The organism is Shigella sp. SIG6 (assembly GCF_053555815.1).
In genome coordinates this window covers 1-475 of record NZ_JBQZXC010000317.1, presented here as the reverse complement: position 1 = coordinate 475, position 475 = coordinate 1, and the positions used below count along the sequence as shown (strand labels likewise).

Genomic DNA, 475 nt, shown 5'->3' with positions numbered 1-475 from the left:
GATGCCGTGGTATGTGATATCCGCCGGATTGGGGACCTGCAACGCGAAGCAGCACGACTTGAAACGGAAATGAATGACGCTATCGCTGAGATTACGGAGAAAGACGCCTCACAGATTGCACCGCTTAAAACCAGCATCGAAACCCTTTCAAAAGGCGTTCAGGGATGGTGTGAAGCGAACCGTGACGAACTGACGAACGGCGGCAAGGTGAAGACGGCAAACCTGGTAACCGGTGATGTGTCATGGCGTCAGCGCCCACCATCAGTAAGTATTCGCGGTGTGGATGCAGTGATGGAAACACTGGAGCGTCTTGGCCTTCAACGCTTTATTCGCACGAAACAGGAAATCAACAAGGAAGCGATTTTACTGGAGCCGAAAGCAGTCGCAGGTGTCGCCGGAATTACAGTTAAATCAGGCATTGAAGATTTTTCTATTATTCCGTTTGAACAGGAAGCCGGTATTTAATACCACGACG

The 475-nt window shown here is 50.3% G+C and carries 1 protein-coding gene; it reads left to right on the top strand.

Going from position 1 to position 475, the window contains the following annotated elements; all coding sequences use genetic code 11:
* A partial coding sequence (locus ACUU1M_RS20590) for a host-nuclease inhibitor Gam family protein (protein WP_449144795.1) occupies positions 1-465 on the top strand: 465 nt, incomplete at its 5' end.
* Positions 466-475 lie beyond the last annotated feature (10 nt).